Below are 17,064 nucleotides of genomic sequence, written 5' to 3'. Positions count from 1 at the left end.
CTATGTACTTATATCTGTAAATTCCTGTCTTTACAAGCGCAGTTACAATTTTAATTAAAAATATGTAGATAATGTAATTTCCCCCTTTTATTTGAGAGAGAGCTATATTTCTGGTCAATGGACTACAAAAATATAGTAATTACTGTAAACCTGATACAAGTTTCCCAATGTAAAAACTGTTTTTTGAGGGATACTAATATTGTAATTTTTTTCGAAAAAAATTTGTTACTAAAGATAGTATTTACAAGAAAGGAGATTTTTATATGTCTGAAAATCACTTGGCAATTGCAAATGTGCCTATACAACAGTGGGGTGGATTATATACACAAGAAGAAGCCCTTAACGTGGGTACAATATTTCAAGATTTGAATATGCCATTTTACGCGGCTGAATCTGTAATGGAGACCACTAATCCTATTGCAAGTGGTATGGAAAGTTTAGGAATTTCAAAGGAGCAAAGCGATAGGGAACAATTGATAACCCAAATCAATCAGGTAAGTTTTTTTCTGGATGATCTGACGCTTTATTTGGACACACATGAAAAAGACACTGAAGCGCTTACACTTTATCATAAAAAAGCACAAGAGTGTGCAGAACTCAGAAAGCAGTTTGCACAGAAGTTTTATCCTTTAACTAAATTATGTGTTCCGTATTGTGAGAGTGGTGAAATAAGCTTTTGTTTGCAGGATGGCCCAATGCCATGGGAAGGAGCGTGCATATAAATGTGGGTATATGAAAAGAGACTTCAGTATCCGGTAAAAATTACGAAAACATGTCCAAAAACTGCAAAGCTTATTATGAGCCAGTATGGCGGGCCAGACGGAGAATTATCAGCTTCTATGCGTTATTTGTCGCAGCGTTATAGTATGCCGCTTAAAGATGTAGGAGGGCTGTTAACAGATATTGGTACTGAGGAGCTGGCGCATATGGAAATCATATGTGCAATGGTATACCAGCTGACAAAAAATTTAACGGTTGAACAGGCTAAGACAGAGGGGTTTGATGCGTATTATATCGATCATACCACAGCACTTTGGCCGCAAGCGGCAGCAGGATTGCCATTCACTGCAATAGAATTTCAGTCTAAAGGAGATGCCATCACCGATTTGACAGAAGACCTCGCAGCAGAACAAAAAGCAAGAACAGTATATGATAACCTGCTTCGTATGATTCCAGATCCTGAAGTCAGAGAACCATTAAAGTTTTTAAGGACCAGGGAAATTGTTCATTTCCAAAGATTTGGAGAAGCTTTGGAAAAAACAAAAGATAAGCTGGACAGTAAAAACTTTTATTATTTTAACCCAGAATTTGATAAAGATATGTTCCACGGTAAGTTATAGTATTTGTAAAATAAAGTTTCAAAGTTTCTGTAAACCATAAAAACAATGTAAGATATACCATTATTTACTGAGGGCAAAGCCATTTTGAGCTTTGCCCTCTGCTTGCTGATTTTGCTAGAATATTGCTGTAAAATGAAATTTAATATTAGAGTAAAAATGCCTTCACTCTTTTCTCAATATCTCCTCAGGCGGTTCAATCTCATACGCTATTGTATGCTCCGTAAGTTCCGATAACAGCTTTATTTTCTTATTGATAACTGGGCGCATACAATTTGGTACATGCTCCTGATGCGCTCTATGTATCGCTACACATTCCTTACAATTCCCGTGATAGCGACAGGCCTTTTTACAAGAGCAATGATCCTTTTCTTTAAATTCCTCACGGAAGGCTGATGCAAACTCCTCCTGCAGGCGGAGCCCCTCTGCTCTGTCTCCTCTATGAAATGCTGCCATTGCTTCCTTTTCTTTTGAATTGCCATCAATAATCATAATCTATCTCCTTTCCGTTTCCATCTTTACAGGTGTGGTTACAACCTTGTTGAGCCGCTCCGACATAAGCAGCATAATAACTGCTAAACCTAACAAATACAGTGGATATAGCCCTATAGTGATATGGGAAGCAATCACTCCAAATAGTGGCGGCATAAAAATTGTACCCATATAGGCACTTGCCATTTGAATTCCAATGATTGCCTGGGAGTTTTCTCTTCCAAAATTAAATGGCGTAGAATGAATAATTGCGGGATATACAGGCGCACATCCAAGTCCTATAATAATCAGGCCGCTCAATGTCAGTATATCAGATTTCACAGGCAGTGTAACAAAAACTGCACCTGCTATTGATGTGATAATACCAAAGCGGATTAACAACTTATCCCCAACTTTATCCGCAATAAACCCACACAAAAAACGTCCGAATGTAATTCCAAAGAAAAACAAAGAAGCAAAACGGGCAGCAATACTGGTATCTCCGCCCCTATACTGTACCAGATAACTGCTTGCCCAAAGCGCTGTTGTCTGCTCTAACGCACAGTATGAAAAAAATGTAATCAAAACCAGGGGAACACCCCTGATTTTCAAGGCCTGTGATAGAATCAAAGGCTCCGCCGGAATCCCCCCCTCTGCCTCTTCTGTATTTCTCCTCTTCCAAAGAGGCCGACTGATAAAGAGAATTACCGTCAATATAATCTGCAAGATACCAACCACTTGATATCCTTTATTCCAGCCATAACCACCGGTCAGGCAGTAGCCCATAATATAAGGACTGACGGCCGCACCTACTCCCCAGAAGCAATGGAGCCAGCTCATATGGCGGGATGCATAATACAGCGCCACATAATTGTTCAGCGCAGCATCAACGGCTCCCGCTCCAAGTCCATACGGTATTGCCCATAAACATAAAAGCGCAAAGGAGTGGGATATGGAGAACCCAAAAAGAGCCGCTGCAGTCAGTAAAACACTGATTGTTGTTACAGGCCCCGCTCCAAGCTTCCTCGTGAGCCTGTCGGATAGCAGACTTGAAATAATCGTACCACACGCTATGATCATTGTAATTATCCCTGCATAAGAAACAGGAACGCCTAGTTCTGTCTGCATTACAGGCCATGCAGAGCCAATAAGTGAGTCCGGCAGCCCCAGACTAATAAATGCTATGTAAATAATGACAAGTAAAAGTGAATACATAATAATTTTTCTCGATCTCCCATCTTAATATAGGATCCTCTCTCCTTCTATTCTTATAAACTCAGTGCGTCAAAATCAAAACAACTTGCAGATTTCTAAATTACAAGTTCTGCAAGCCGTAGACTAGTATACTCTGTATTTACTAACATACAACTGATTTTTCTACTCTTATTACTATACCACGTTCCCCAGGCAATATCTATTACAACTAATGAGAACCTATTAAATTATTTCTCTAATTTCTTTCGATATTCTTTTGGCGTACAGCCTAAGGTCTCACGAAAAACTTTCCCCAAATAGCTGTTGGAGCTAAAACCACAGTTCTCTCCAATATCCATAATTAGATTAGCCGTCTGCAGCAGCATTTTTGCCTCCATGCGTATCCTGCAATTATTAAGATAATTTACCGGTGACATTCCAATACTCCGCTGGAAACACTGGATATTTTCTCTTGCAGTAAATACATACTGACGCAAAAGGGCATATTGCTTTTGCAACATACCCTTTTGCTTGTTGTTTCAATGTGTAAGCTATAGAAATTTATTAGTAGTCTCCACTCCCATTTTAATTACCTCTTCTGCATCCATATTCCAATATTCCGGTCTAAACAGCTCCAGACAAGCAGGACCGTCATAACCAACTGCTTTCACTGCATTAGCAATCTCCGCTACCGGTATTGCTCCCAAACCAGGCATTAAGCGGTGGCAGTGATCCAAAATTCCCAACGGAAGATCTTCACAGTCATTGATATGAAAAACAAATAATTTCTCTTTTGGAATTCTCTTGATAAATTCAATGTCCGCCGCCTTATCATGCATATAGAAGTTAATACAATCGACGGTTAGACCAACGCTATCACGATCAACTGCCTCCACAATTTCCAAAGCTTGTCTCAGACTATTACAGCACCATCGGCGATCTCCGATTGGTTCGAACGATAGCTTAACTCCGTAGACCTCTGCAATATCGGCCAGCTTATTCAGCACTTCAACAGAGTCCTCAAACACTTCTTTTTCATCTTTTGTGCAGATTTCATCCGTCATCGTTGGAACTACAATTATATATGGATTTTCAATTTCCCTGGCAATCTTGCATCCAAAGGTAAATAAATTGATTAGTTCTTCCCATTCTTTTGGTGAACAGAAATTAATATTTTCAATCGAGTTAAAGGCAAATGGTTTGATCTTATTTTTGGCGAAAAAGTCCTTTAAGTCATCCAGTGTATTATATTTTAAATACTCCTTCAACATATCAAGACGCAGTTCGATATAGTCATAACCATGCTTTTCGCACAATTCCAGATCTCTTCTTACATTTGAGTTTTCCTTACATGTTGCTTCATTATATCCAAGCTTCAGCATTCCCTGCTCCTCTCTACAATTCACCTCTTGCTTCTCTTTCACCAAGTTCTTCCATAATCTTTGGATACTTCTTATCCAATTTATAAACGATCAGGACTATTATTGCAACTGCCCAAATCAGGGTTGGTCCCCATACATAGATATTCCTTATCATATCCACTGCACTTCCAGGCTGGGTTACATTACCGCCGGTAGAGCTGAGGTAACCGGCGGTATTCAGCATCGATGTAATAACTACACTGGTAATACCAGTCCCAATCTTAAAGCCCAGAGATCCTCCGCCGAAAACCAATGCTTCTTGTCTGACACGGCTCTTCCACTGACCGAATTCAATAACATCTCCCATCATCCCGAAGACAACCGCCGTCAACGGTGCTTCACCTAATGCTCTGATAATACTGGTCCCAAGGGCCCAGCTGAAACTGTAAGGATTCAATAAAAGCAGCATATGTGATGCTACCGCAATAACAGCACCAATCAACGAAAGATTCCTCTTGCCCATTTTCTTCAGCAAAAACGGACACAGCATTGCTCCTAAAATCAAGGTTCCGGCTTCTGCAAAATATAAGACACTATACATCCATGTGTCGTTTCTGAAAATGTATTTACAATAATAGGGCAGGGTTGTTCCTACGATTGTTCCATGTACACACGTAACCGTCCACAAAATCAAAGTGGACCAAAAGTACTGGTTGGTCAGTAATGCCTTGATGTTCTTGCTAAATGGAACTTTAGTTTTTGCAGCTAACTCTATATGAACCGTCTCTTTACACTTCAAAAAACAGGTTACCAGCATAATGAATGCCAGTATTACCCACATCGACATTGCTTTCACCCAGGCTGCCTGATCATCACCAAACAGTTTAACCACAGGCATCGTAAACGTTACGGCTATAATACGGCCAATCGGTGCCATTGACATTCTAAAGATAGAAAGCAAATCACGCTGGTGAGAGGAACGAGTCATCATTGTTGATAATGTTCCGTATGGTACGTTGATTGCAGTATAGAATACTGTGGTACACAGGTTATATGTAATGAAAATATACCAAAATTGTAATGTTTCGTTCGTTTGAGGAACCAGAAATAACGCCACCGCAGAAATACAGTAAGGAATACTCATCCACAATATCCATGGTCTGGCTTTTCCCCATTTTGAGTTGGTCCGGTTTACGATGAAGCCCATGATAACATCTGAAACTCCGTCAAAGATACGCGAAATCAGCATAACCAAACCAACAATTGCAACTGAAATACCGGCATAATCAGTATAAAATAAAGTCAAAAGTGTCGAAATCATTCCAAACACGATATTACATGCCGTATCACCAAATCCATAAGAAACCCTGGTCCCCACAGATAATGGTTTGACAACAACACTATCGGTTGTATTTTCTTTTACCTGGCTCATTTTACAGATCACCCACCTTTACCGGACAACCTTCTTTCAGTGACTTAGCCGCAGCCATAGCAATCTTCACAGGCGCTAGTCCATCGTTGCCATTAACCAATGTTGGAGTATCATTTAAAACAGCTTTGGTAAACTCTTCTGCCTCTGAAATGAATGCATTATTATAGCGTTCCAGGAAAAACCAGGTGGGTTTTGATATTTCAACACCATCAGCCGTCGAAATCATGGACATATCATTCCTGTCATTAGCCACCTGAACGCATCCCTTGTCGCAGTGCACTTCAGTCCTTTGATCATATCCATAATGAGCAGCTCTGCTGTTATCAATCACGCCCAAAGCTCCATTTTCAAACTTCATCATCACAATGGTAGTATCGACATCATCAAAATCTGCATAACCAGCACCACTGAGCTCAGCACCATATGCCATAACTTCAGTCACTTCACTTCCGGCCAGATAACGTACCATATCAAAGTCATGAATAGTCATATCCATATAGATACCGCCGGAAACCTTAATATATTCCATGGACTGATGATCGGGATCTCTGGAGGTCACTTTTACCACATGTACTTTTCCCAGCCTGCCTTCGGCTACAGTATCGTGTACTTTCTTATGGTTATGATCAAATCTGCGGACAAATCCGACCTGCAGTTTAACTCCTGCTTTTTTCACTACTTCAAGCGTTTCTTCAATCTTTTTCAAATCTGTATCGATTGGCTTTTCGCAAAAGATGTGCTTTCCTTCTAACGCTCCACGTTTAATTAAGTCAGCGTGTGTGTTTGTTGCCGAACAGATAAAAATGGCATCAATCTCCGGATCATTTAAAATTGATTCCGGATCATCATAACATTTTTTAATACCCATAGATTCCGCCCAGCTTCTCATCTCATCATTCATCATTGGATCTGCTACTGCGGCCAAATCTGCCTGTGCTACCGAGTGAGCGAGGTTTTCCCCGTGCAATTTACCGATTCTTCCTGCTCCAATCAAACCAATTCTAACCTTTTTCATTTCCATTTTCCTCTTCTCCCTGCAATCATTTCATCCGTTACATTTTATAAAGTAATCATATTGCCGCTCATGAAAGATTCTTTGCAGCGGAATGCAATTTCCGTATTTTTTGTTCCGTCAACGACAGTTGGTGTAGCTGCTTCCTTGTTCATTACACAATTAGCAAACACCTCCATCTCAGTTACATATGCATCATGCCAGCGGGTAACAAAATCCTGATAACACTCCTGGCACACTCCGTGCTCACTCATCACTTCAAGCATTGAGCTGGTTGGAACACCGGCGATACGCAGGGTTCCGCGGGTACCAACGATTTCCGTTTCAACATGAGAACCGTGAGCCGCTGCACGGCCTGCATACATGAATGCCATCGCATCACTTTCACACTGCATCATTGTCGATACATTGTCTCCGTCATCCCAGTCCTTATATTGTTTAAATTCAAAGCAGCCGCCAATGGACCACAACTTCTTCGGTTCTGAATTGGTCAGCCAGCGAATCAAGTCGATGTCATGGATGTTCATATCAATAAATTGACCACCTGAGCGCGGTGCATATTCCAGGGTCCCCTCAATAATAGAAATGGGATCTTGTGAATAGCAGCGGACTAAGATAACATCGCCGATGTCACCATTATCTATTTTCTGTTTTGCAATCGCATAAGACTTATCATAGCGGCGCATAAATCCCAGCATAAAGGTTAGCTCTGGATGAGCAGCTACAACTTTTTCTGCATCTTTACACTTTTCGATTGTTTCGCTGAGCGGCTTATCGCAAAATACATGCTTTCCTGCATCCATAGCAATTTTAATGATTTCTGCGTGGGAATCTGTATTAGTAATGATTGCAACAGCCTCTACATTCGGATCTGCGCAGAGATCTTTAGCATCTGTATAAAAGGCTGCAACATCCAATTCTTTGGATACTTCTCTGGCCCGCTCTTCTTTCCGGTCACAAACTGCAACCAATTCTGTATTAGGAACACGATTCGCTATATTGCAGGCATGCTCATACCCTAATCTGCCAACACCAATAATACCTATTTTCAATTTCTTCATTTTTACTTCTTCCTTTCATTTACCTGTTTTTCTTAATATGTATAAAATAAATTTCTTAAATTCCAGTGAGTTCTTTGACATACTTCCGGGCCATTACCGCATAATCAAAAGGATTATAGATATATGGGTTTTGTTCAGCCTCAACCACTAACCAGCCTTTGTATTCCCGCTCCTCTAAAATCTTAAATACAGCCGGGAAATCTACCCATCCCTCCGGATCACCAGGTACTGTAAATGCACCTTCCAGTACGGAATCCAAAAAGCTCATTCGTTCTTTGCGGCAGCGTTCTACAACGTCCTTACGGATATTCTTCAAATGGATGTGTTTAATCCGGTCAAAATGCTTTTTCAGGACAGCAACCGGATCATCACCGGAAAATGCTAAATGCCCCGTATCGAAAATCAGGCTCACATAGCGCGGATCAGTCAGTTCCATCAGTTTATCCACTTCCGAAGCAGTCTGGACGGTAGTTGTCATATGATGGTGATAGACAATTGCCATATCATGTTCAACAGCAATCTTCCCCAGCTTATTAAGCCCCTCTGCAAGTTCCTGCCACTGTTCTTCGTTCAGTACCGGCTTATCTAAGAAGCTTGTACTGGACCGGTGTTGGACACTGAAGCTTTGATCGGACACATTGATTAATTTTGCTCCGGCAGCTTTTAAAAAGTACATATGATCTCTAAAATCTCTTTCGACCTGCCAGAAGGGAAGCTCATTAATGTAAGCACTAAACCACTGGGTAATATTTTCAATTCCCCTTCTCGCAAACTCCTCATTTAATATCTTGGAACTATGTGGGTACAAGCAGCCAATTTCCGTACCTTCATACCCCGTCAATGCAATTTCACTGATCGTCTGCAGAAAAGTGGCTTCTTTTCCATACTCCGGCATATCGTCTTCTGTCCATGCAATGGGAGCAATACCTAACTTGATGTTCTCTCGTTTTAACAATTTTTTCTTCTCCTCCTTTTCTTATGTGGACTCCGATCCTATCTTTGATATTTAAGTAAAATTAGCATCTAGATTATCTGCCTTAATTATGCTAAACTGCAAGTAACACACACTTGTCACTATAATATACAACTTAATATCCGAATCCTTTTCTCAATTATTTGTGTATTTAAAAAGAAAAGCAGCGTCCACAAATTCTTTCTTTAAAGTAATTCTAACATCACAAATAAAAACTGCGGTATCGTAATCTTGGTCTGAAATGAGCGTTTTGGATACGTTCTTTCTGATTGATTTATGAGAAATTGCAATGCACTGATTAAAGGAGGATTTCATGGACAAAAAAAAAAATCAGATATCAGATATTTTTAGAGACAAAGAGATTCCACAACTAACTGCCGTATACCTAATTGACGAAACACATAATAATAAATATGCCCGGCTTTTTCACTCCCACGACTCTGAATTGGAACTTTATTATGTACATAGCGGCTGCGGATATTATATGGTGGAGAACCAGCTCTATGCAGTGAAAGAAGGGGACATGATTATATGTAATGAAAAAGTATTACATGGGGATGCTCCGGCTTTTAACAACAGTATGCGGTCTTATTGTTGTGCCTTAACAAATGTAAGAATCAAAAATCTGCCAAATAACTGTTTAATCAAAAACTCCACTAGCCCCATTGTATCTTGCGGTAGTTTTGCTGAAAAAATCGGACCTCTGATGGAACTTATTTTTATGTTATCACTGGATTTTGAGCAACTATATGATGTTTGTTCTTCGATGTCCATATCAGTTCTCCTACTGATCAATCAACTTCTGCTTAGCAGAGACCGTCATCAGATCCGTACCTCTGCCAATAACTCGGACGCGATTGTGGATAAGATTAAGCACTATTTAGATACACATTACACGAAACCGCTTTCATTAGAAAGTATCAGTAAAGCTTTAAACATGACTCCCAATTATGTATCGCATGCTTTTAAGGCAAAAATGAACATATCGCCAATCCATTATTTACTCTATCGGAGATTCGGTGAAGCCCAGAGCTTATTAATGAATACCGAACTGACAATGGCAGAAATTTCAGATTTATTAGGCTTTAGTAATCCGGCACACTTCAGTGCTATGTTTAAGAAGCATGTTGGCCTTTCACCGGTGCAGTACAAACGCTCAATAGATTTAATGAATAGTAAAAATAATTGAATTCTTATGGAAAAGGCCTGAGTTGCTGATTAATCAGCAACTCAGGCCTTTATTAAATGTAAAATTTTATGCAGCAGCCAAACAGGATAACTGACACATTAAGAGATCATCATTTAACTTTTGTTTTATACTAATTTTTATATTGTATATGATTTATTTATATTGTATAATATTTAATAAATTATATATTGCCTTTCCGGTTAAGATTAATAGCGTAAAATTTCTTAATTTAATTGCTTTTGTGTTTACTACTATTTACTTAACAGTACCTCTGGGGATGCAAGGCTATTCAAAAATCAAGAATAAGGTGGAAATTATTATGATTATGCGTCCATTAGAAAACGAAACAAAAGAAATGTATAAACGTTTTTTTCGATTAGCTGCCATAATAGTATTTCAAAATATGATTACTTTCAGTGTCAATGTCGCTGATAATATCATGCTTGGCAGTTATGACCAGACAGCTTTGGCTGCAGCTGCTTCGGTAAATCAAATTCAGTTTCTATTTCAGCAGGTTTCATTGGGATTGGGCGAAGGACTGGTCACGCTATCTGCTCAGTACTGGGGTAAAAAGAATCTAAGACCAATCTACCTGCTTACCAAGATCGCAGTAATTATAGGGTTGTCTGTAAGCATCCTGTTGACCGTCTTAACCAGCCTCTTCCCGGTTCCTGTGCTAAAGATTTTCACGACTGACCCGGCAATCATCAGTTCCGGCTGCCAATACTTAGAGATTATGCGTTTTACCTATATCCCTTTCATTATTACATATCTTCTTTTGGCTGCTCTGCGCAGCATGGAAAAAGTTAAAATAGGTTTCTATATTTCCTGCATTTCACTTGCCGTTAATATAGCGATGAATTATGTGTTTATCTTCGGAAAGCTGGGCGCACCATCATTAGGAGTTACCGGCGCGGCAATCGGAACGTTGACCGCCCGGTTCGTAGAGCTGCTATTAATTATTATATATATTAAATCTAAATTCCCGGACCTGTTTTGTATGCCATCCTATAAGATAAAGAAAGCTTTGCTGGTCACTTATATTAACTCAAGCGTGCCAATTGTCGTGACCCAGACCCTGTTTGGCCTGTCGGTCGGCCTGCAGACAGCGATACTCGGACATCTATCCTCCGATGCAATTGCAGCAAATAGTGCCGCAACTACCATCTTTCAATATCTAAAACTGATTGCGATTGGATTTTCCTCTGCTACTGTGGTAATGATTGGCAAAACCGTCGGCAGTGGTAAAACTGAAAAAATCAACCAGTATAAGCGTTCATTGCAGTGGATTTATCTAATTGTCGGCCTGACCATCTGCCTGCTCCTTAACCTGATTAAGACCCCGCTGATCAGTTTATATTCGCTGACACCGGCTGCAAAACATCTGACGTATCAGATCATCACCCTGCTTAGCATTACCGCTATTGGTACCTCCTATCAGATGCCTGTTAACACTGGTATCATCCGCGGCAGCGGCGACACCAGTTTTGCCCTGAAACTGGATATGGTCAGCATCTGGGTAATCATGTATCCGCTCTCTTTACTGGCGGCGTTTGTCTGGAAACTTCCGGTAATAGCAGTGGCAGCATGTTTAAACTCAGATCAGGTATTCAAATGCCTGCCGGCATTTATAAAGGTCAACAAATTTTTACGGATTAATGCTCTAAATAAGGAATAAATAAGTACCTCCAAACCAACATAGTTAAATCGGCTGGCCTGGGAGGTACTTATCTGCTCAGTTAACACTTGCTCAGTTCTTTTTTTAATAAAGTAATGCAGATACACGCCAAGACTGAGCAGGCAAATCCTACGATCAGAAATAAATCACCCCCCACTCCATTGTTACTCGACGGCAAGGCTGATATTAATGGCGACAGCCCGGTAGCCAAAATGACTCCGGTCATGATATATCCATAGTTTTCTGCTGCGTGTGCCGTGCCAAAGATCGAGCTTGCGATAGAAGGAAAACTTCCCATGACAGCTCCATAGCACCCAAACAGGATGACTACACAGATAAACATTATATTTGTCCTGGCTACAATAATGCCGCCGGAAGCAAAGAACATGATGATATACACCACTCGTATCGTATAAATCCGGCCAAAACGGTCAGACAAAGCCGGCACTACGATTCTGGCCAGCGCATTTAAAGCTGCACCAATCATAATCCCACCAGCAGCAATATCTTTATGTAAGCCACGCTCCACCTGAATTCCCTGAGCAATCGGTGAAATCAATAAATACGGGATTAAAGCCAGGCACATAGATGCAACCAAAAGATAAAATTTTTTGGTTTGCACCATTTCTTTGGCTGTATATTGTTTCTTTTTATTTTTTTCTGTCTCACCGTTTACGTTTTGTACCGCTTGTACATCTTCCGGCTGGCGGACGAATAGGATTGATCCAGCCCAGGCAATTGCCATTAGTCCGGCAATTACCTTCAGTGCCTTCTGAGGGCCGTCTGCTGCCAGGAAAAACCGGCTTAACGGAGTTAACAACAAGCCGCTCAGGCCATTAAAGGTTATTACAATCCCCGAGCCAAATCCTTTTCTTTTTGGGTACCATTTCTGGGCTGTTGCTAATAATACAGCATAGACCATACCCTGGCCGAATCCCTGCATAACCCCAAAGGTAAGATAAAGCGGAATCGGGTTAGCAATCATTAGATAAGCGCTTAAAAGGACTCCCAACGCCTGCAGCAGGCCGCCGGCCGCCAGCACCCTCAACGGTTTTGCATTATCCTGGATTCTTCCTCCCACAATATTGCCGAAGACAAATGTAAAAAGCGCCAGATAAAAGCACATTGAAACCTGTTCTCTTGTCCAATTGGTTATCCTGATAACGTAAGGCGAATAGAGCGACCAGACATGGGGAAAACCAGTAAAAAAGATTGCAATCATACTAAATAATATAGTCAGATTTTTTTTATAGTTTTTATAATTTTTCATAACTATCATCAGATGTTATATCCTATATTCTTTAGAAAGTTGACGCTTGCTTTTACGTTTTTTAGGCTGCTGCCGACATTACGCGGATCACATTCTTGTTCAATAGTTATGTAGCCATGATAGTTAATTTCCGCAAGTACATCCGCAACCGCTTTATAATCAATCATCCCCTGCCCGATCGGACACATGGATCCCTTTGCACATCCTTCAAAGAAACGGATATGTTCATTCATCACTTCATCATAAACTTTCGGATCAATATCTTTAAAATGTACATAATCCAGACGGTCTTTATATTTCCGAATCCATTCAACCGGGTCCAGTCCAGCATATTGCAGGTGTCCGGTATCCAGGACAAGACCAGCCAAATCATTGGGGATTTCTTCTATCATACGTTCAATTTCATCGCTGAATTCAATATAGCCGCCGCAATGAGGATGCATTACCGGACGAACGCCATAACTCTTTGCCCGTTCAGCCAACCCTCTAAAATGACGCATCATTTGGTCCCATTCTTTTTTTTCCAGCCGGGGAGCCTGGTCTGAATGCCCCGCAGCATAATCTCGTTCATCATGGCCCCAGTCCATAATTGTCATATATGGAGTGGGCCAGCGCTGTCCGTCTTCTAACGGCAAGGGTGGTAATTTGGTAATGAGCTTACATATACCATCAACCTGATTAATCAGCTTTTCATAGTTTTCTTCACTCAACATATCATCGAAAATCGTGCCCGCGACGATTGCAAGGTTATTCTTATTTAATTCAGCCGTTACCATTTCGATGTCATCGGTCGGAATCCATCCATTGGGCCCCAGTTCAATCGCCCGGTAACCTGCCTCATGAGCTTCACTCATCACTCTCTGCCAGGTCGGAAGATTCGGATTCGTGATATCATCAACACCCCAGCAGCAGGGTGCACCGCAAATATTTATTCCCATCGTTTGCTCCTTCTCTACTTTACCTCTGAAATTTGTTTACAAAAAGCTATTGCTTCCTTTTTGTCTGCAATAGCTTCTTGTTAGAAGTTTCTGTTTCTTTTTAGATATTAGACTTAGACCGCTCCGTCACTGCCTAAAACATGTTTAATCTTATGTTCAACTAATGACTTAATATTGCCTCTGGCCACTTTCAGATATTCTCTGGGATCAAAAGCCTCCGGCTTTTCCACCAGTGCCTTCCGCACACCAGCAGTAAATGCCAGACGCAAATCGGAGTCAATGTTGATTTTACAAACTGCCGATTTCGCCGCCTGACGCAGCATGTCTTCCGGAATCCCGATTGCATCAGCGAGATTTCCCCCGTATTGCTGGATCTGTTTCACATATTCTTGTGAAACAGAGGACGCACCATGTAATACGATAGGATAATCAGGCAGTCTTTTTTCTATTTCTGCCAGTATATCAAAGCGAAGCTGTGGTTTTTGGCCCGGTTTAAATTTAAATGCACCGTGACTGGTGCCGATCGCGATAGCCAGTGAATCGACACCGGTGCGTTCAACAAATTCCTGGACCTGATCGGGATCGGTATAGGAAGCATTTTCTGCCGATACATTGACGTCATCTTCAACGCCGGCAAGCTGGCCTAATTCACCTTCGACAACCACTCCTTTATCGTGGGCATACTCAACTACTTTCTTGGTTATCTCCATGTTAGTTTTAAAATCATGATGTGATCCATCAATCATTACTGAGGTGAAACCACCGTCAATACAAGATTTGCAAATTTCAAAGTCAGCACCATGGTCTAAATGCAGGGCAATGGGAATATCGTTCACTTCTAAAGCTGCTTCGACTAACTTAATTAGATACGCGTGATTCGCATATTTTCTGGCCCCTGCCGATACCTGTAAGATCAGCGGCGATTTCAATTCTCCGGCCGCTTCGGTAATTCCCTGGATAATTTCCATATTATTCACATTAAAAGCGCCGATTGCATATCCGCCTTGATAAGCTTTTTTAAACATTTCAGTTGTTGTTACTAATGCCATTGCGTACCTCCTTTTTAATATAATTCTATTTGTTTCGGAATGCCATTGACATACTCTTGATTAACTTCCCCCTGAATTAGCGGTAAAAGATACGCAACCATTTCAGGCGTTACGTCATTCTTATGTTCGTTGATAAATTCATCCGGTACTTTCTTCTCCTTATTCGAGACCTGATTTACCGGCACCGCTGTGTACTCTACAACATACGGACTGTCACTCTTTCTGACGATTGCGGCCATCACACCATTTTGTCCCTCTAAAGCACACTGGCAAGCTTTCATTCCAAGCATTTTAGATTCCGTGATGTCGGTCGCACTGGCAATATGACCAGCACATCTCTGCATTAAATTTAATTCAATCGAACGCACTTTGCAGCCAACTTTTTCGCGGACCAATTCTTCTAAAACTTTCGCCGAACCCGAAGTGTACGCGTGGCCAAATGCATCCAGCATCCCACTTTGAACCTGTTCCGAGATATATTTTCCGTTTTCATCCATAATCCCTTCGCTGACCGCCACCAATACTGCATCCTGTCTCTCCAGCTTGGCTTTTACATCAGCAATGAATTGCTCCGTTGAAAATACTGGCTCACACAAGTAAATGAGATCAGGACCCTTAGCCCCATTTATCCGGGCCAAAGAGGAAGCTGCTGTTAACCAGCCGGCATTTCGACCCATTACTTCAACAATCGTCACTGCCTTAGTCTTATATACATGACAGTCCCGCTCTAATTCTGAAAAGGTTACACCGATATATTTCGCTGCCGAACCGAATCCCGGACAGTGATCAGTACCGACAAGATCATTATCAACTGTCTTAGGTGCTCCAACAACGATGATATCACTAATATTCTTTGCTGCACAATACTGCGATAACTTATCCACTGTATCCATTGAGTCATTGCCGCCAATATAAATAAAGCAGTTGATCCCATACTTTTTAAAGATATCAATAATCTTTTCAAACTGAGTCTCATCCTTCTTCAAATCCTTTAACTTTAGCCGGCATGAGCCAAGAGCAGCGGCCGGTGTGTGACTGAGTAATTCCAGTTCCTGACTACTGCGGATCTTTTCCTTTAGATCAATAAAGGTTTCATTTAAAACGCCCTGAATCCCATTTTGGGCCCCATATATTTTACCTACTTCGCTGCTTGATAATGCCACCGATATAGCTCCTGCAACCGTTGCGTTAATGGCTGCTGTCGGACCGCCGGACTGGGCAATCATTATATTTTTCATAACTTCATCTCCTCATCCCTATAGGTATAAAAGCCTTTTCCACTTTTTCTGCCCAACAGTCCACCCCGAACCATTTTTCGCAGCAGCGGAGCCGGCCGGTATTTCGGATCTCCTGTTTCTGCCTGAAGAACCTCCATAATTGCCAGACACACATCCAGGCCGACCAGGTCTCCCAGCGCCAGCGGCCCAATCGGATGATTCGCACCTAACTTCATTGATGTATCAATATCTTCGACGGAGGCAGCACCCAGCTCATAGAGTCCAATCGCCTCATTAATCATCGGAATCAGAATTCTATTTACTACAAAACCGGGCTGTTCTGATACTTCTACCGAAACTTTACCGATATCTTCGACAATATCTTTTACTCGCTTAGCGATGTCATCAGGAGTGTCTACCCCTCTCACTATCTCAACCAGTTTCATCACTGGAACCGGATTAAAAAAATGCATTCCGATAACTGGCCTCTGAACTGCGGCTGATATCCCAGTAATTGAAAGAGAAGACGTATTAGTTGCAAATATCGCAGCTGAATCACATATTTTTTCTAACTTTTGAAAGATATCCTTTTTAATATCCATATTTTCCGCTGCTGCTTCAATAATCAAATCACAATCTGCCGATAAATCGATTACTCCAATCCGGATTTTTTCTAAAATCTGCTTTACTTCATCACGATTCTTTTTGCCTTTAGCGGCCATTCTTTCTAACTGGCGGGCAATCGCCTGCTTACCCTTGCCAGCAAAATCCTCAGAGATATCACATAATGCCACCTCATAATCAAGACCTTCGGCAAAAGTTTGGGCAATGCCCTGACCCATTGTTCCGGCACCTATTACTCCTACTTTCATCATTATATAC

At 41.2% G+C, this 17,064-nt stretch carries 17 protein-coding genes; 4 read left to right on the top strand and 13 right to left on the bottom strand.

What is annotated here, in order from left to right:
- Window positions 1–263: 263 nt before the first annotated feature.
- Together A8805_RS18115 and A8805_RS18110 are read left to right on the top strand one after the other, a co-directional pair.
- The gene (locus tag A8805_RS18115) at window positions 264–722 is read left to right on the top strand and encodes a spore coat protein CotJB (RefSeq protein ID WP_109713775.1); all 459 of its coding nucleotides are present in this window, start codon (window positions 264–266) and stop codon (window positions 720–722) included.
- Complete coding sequence (locus A8805_RS18110; protein WP_109713773.1) at window positions 723–1,340, top strand: manganese catalase family protein; 618 nt, start codon at window positions 723–725, stop codon at window positions 1,338–1,340.
- 162 nt (window positions 1,341–1,502) lie between these two features.
- Here the strand turns inward: A8805_RS18110 and A8805_RS18105 are convergent, their stop codons facing one another.
- The 8 genes from A8805_RS18105 to iolE all read right to left on the bottom strand — a co-directional run bounded on the left by A8805_RS18105 (window position 1,503) and on the right by iolE (window position 8,823).
- Window positions 1,503–1,829 carry an LPS biosynthesis protein gene (locus A8805_RS18105; protein WP_109713771.1) on the bottom strand — a complete coding sequence of 109 codons (327 nt, stop codon included), beginning with the start codon at window positions 1,827–1,829 and terminating at the stop codon, window positions 1,503–1,505.
- A 3-nt stretch (window positions 1,830–1,832) separates the two neighbouring features.
- A complete protein-coding gene (locus tag A8805_RS18100) occupies window positions 1,833–3,023 on the bottom strand; it encodes an MFS transporter (RefSeq protein ID WP_109713769.1) in 1,191 nt (396 codons plus the stop codon).
- Window positions 3,024–3,250: 227 nt separating this feature from the next.
- Window positions 3,251–3,523 carry a helix-turn-helix transcriptional regulator gene (locus A8805_RS18095; protein ID WP_109713767.1) on the bottom strand — a complete coding sequence of 91 codons (273 nt, stop codon included), beginning with the start codon at window positions 3,521–3,523 and terminating at the stop codon, window positions 3,251–3,253.
- Window positions 3,524–3,553: 30 nt separating this feature from the next.
- Entirely contained in the window at window positions 3,554–4,426 is an 873-nt protein-coding gene (locus A8805_RS18090; protein WP_242992472.1) for a sugar phosphate isomerase/epimerase family protein, read from the bottom strand.
- Window positions 4,398–5,795, bottom strand: coding sequence for an MFS transporter (locus tag A8805_RS18085; protein ID WP_109713765.1), 1,398 nt, complete (start codon window positions 5,793–5,795; stop codon window positions 4,398–4,400). Before A8805_RS18085 ends, A8805_RS18090 begins: the two co-directional genes overlap by 29 nt.
- A gap of 1 nt (window position 5,796) precedes the next feature.
- Entirely contained in the window at window positions 5,797–6,816 is a 1,020-nt protein-coding gene (gene iolG, locus A8805_RS18080) for an inositol 2-dehydrogenase (RefSeq protein ID WP_330406004.1), read from the bottom strand.
- 38 nt (window positions 6,817–6,854) lie between these two features.
- Window positions 6,855–7,868 carry a Gfo/Idh/MocA family oxidoreductase gene (locus A8805_RS18075; protein ID WP_109713763.1) on the bottom strand — a complete coding sequence of 338 codons (1,014 nt, stop codon included), beginning with the start codon at window positions 7,866–7,868 and terminating at the stop codon, window positions 6,855–6,857.
- A gap of 55 nt (window positions 7,869–7,923) precedes the next feature.
- Complete coding sequence (gene iolE / locus A8805_RS18070) at window positions 7,924–8,823, bottom strand: myo-inosose-2 dehydratase (RefSeq protein ID WP_109713761.1); 900 nt, start codon at window positions 8,821–8,823, stop codon at window positions 7,924–7,926.
- 331 nt (window positions 8,824–9,154) lie between these two features.
- Here iolE and A8805_RS18065 point away from each other — a divergent pair, with 331 nt between their 5' ends.
- Both A8805_RS18065 and A8805_RS18060 read left to right on the top strand, forming a co-directional pair.
- Entirely contained in the window at window positions 9,155–10,030 is an 876-nt protein-coding gene (locus A8805_RS18065) for an AraC family transcriptional regulator (protein WP_109713759.1), read from the top strand.
- A gap of 319 nt (window positions 10,031–10,349) precedes the next feature.
- Window positions 10,350–11,708, top strand: coding sequence for an MATE family efflux transporter (locus tag A8805_RS18060; RefSeq protein WP_181392904.1), 1,359 nt, complete (start codon window positions 10,350–10,352; stop codon window positions 11,706–11,708).
- A 61-nt stretch (window positions 11,709–11,769) separates the two neighbouring features.
- Here A8805_RS18060 and A8805_RS18055 read toward each other — a convergent pair whose 3' ends face one another.
- The 5 genes from A8805_RS18055 to A8805_RS18035 form a co-directional block, all read right to left on the bottom strand.
- On the bottom strand, window positions 11,770–12,978 hold the full coding sequence (locus A8805_RS18055; protein WP_207657727.1) for an MFS transporter: 1,209 nt from the start codon (window positions 12,976–12,978) through the stop codon (window positions 11,770–11,772).
- Between the two features lie 8 nt (window positions 12,979–12,986).
- Complete coding sequence (locus A8805_RS18050) at window positions 12,987–13,916, bottom strand: sugar phosphate isomerase/epimerase family protein (RefSeq protein WP_109713753.1); 930 nt, start codon at window positions 13,914–13,916, stop codon at window positions 12,987–12,989.
- 113 nt (window positions 13,917–14,029) lie between these two features.
- Window positions 14,030–14,965 (bottom strand): class II fructose-1,6-bisphosphate aldolase, encoded by a 936-nt coding sequence (fba, locus tag A8805_RS18045; RefSeq protein WP_109713751.1) that lies wholly within the window; start codon window positions 14,963–14,965, stop codon window positions 14,030–14,032.
- 14 nt (window positions 14,966–14,979) lie between these two features.
- Window positions 14,980–16,203 carry a 6-phosphofructokinase gene (locus A8805_RS18040; RefSeq protein WP_109713749.1) on the bottom strand — a complete coding sequence of 408 codons (1,224 nt, stop codon included), beginning with the start codon at window positions 16,201–16,203 and terminating at the stop codon, window positions 14,980–14,982.
- Window positions 16,200–17,054 (bottom strand): 3-hydroxyacyl-CoA dehydrogenase NAD-binding domain-containing protein, encoded by an 855-nt coding sequence (locus tag A8805_RS18035; protein ID WP_109713832.1) that lies wholly within the window; start codon window positions 17,052–17,054, stop codon window positions 16,200–16,202. The genes A8805_RS18040 and A8805_RS18035 overlap by 4 nt, the downstream gene beginning before the upstream one ends.
- Window positions 17,055–17,064 lie beyond the last annotated feature (10 nt).

It is taken from the genome of Faecalicatena contorta, from assembly GCF_003149105.1.
Classification (GTDB): domain Bacteria; phylum Bacillota; class Clostridia; order Lachnospirales; family Lachnospiraceae; genus Muricomes; species Muricomes contortus_C.
This window is presented reverse-complemented; position numbering and strand designations above follow the sequence as displayed.